The organism is Streptomyces sp. URMC 126 (assembly GCF_051386555.1).
Lineage (GTDB): Bacteria > Actinomycetota > Actinomycetes > Streptomycetales > Streptomycetaceae > Streptomyces.
The window spans coordinates 1-268 of sequence record NZ_JBPQTX010000908.1 but is presented as its reverse complement, the minus strand read 5'-3'; the positions used below and the strand labels follow the sequence as shown (position 1 = coordinate 268).

The window sequence follows — 268 nt, the reverse complement described above, 5'->3', positions numbered from 1 at the left end:
ATCCTGACCGGCGCTGCCGGGGTAATGGCACAGCTCGCCATGCAGCAGGCGATGGACGAGATCACCGACTACCTCAAGGCCATCGACGCCAAGGTCGACGACGTCCTGCGCGCTCAGAAGGATGCCGTGCTCGCGTACATGATCGCTGCCGGTGACCTCCTCGACGAGGCCATGGCCGTCCGGGAGAGCGTCGGGCGCGTCTCCGAGGTGACCTGGTCGAAGGTGCAAGGGGTCGGCTTCACGATCAGCCGGACCCAGATCTATGCCC

At 65.7% G+C, this 268-nt stretch carries 1 pseudogene; it reads left to right on the top strand.

What is annotated here, in order from left to right:
- A pseudogene (locus tag ACSNOK_RS34445) lies at positions 1-268 on the top strand (hypothetical protein); the annotation flags it as partial.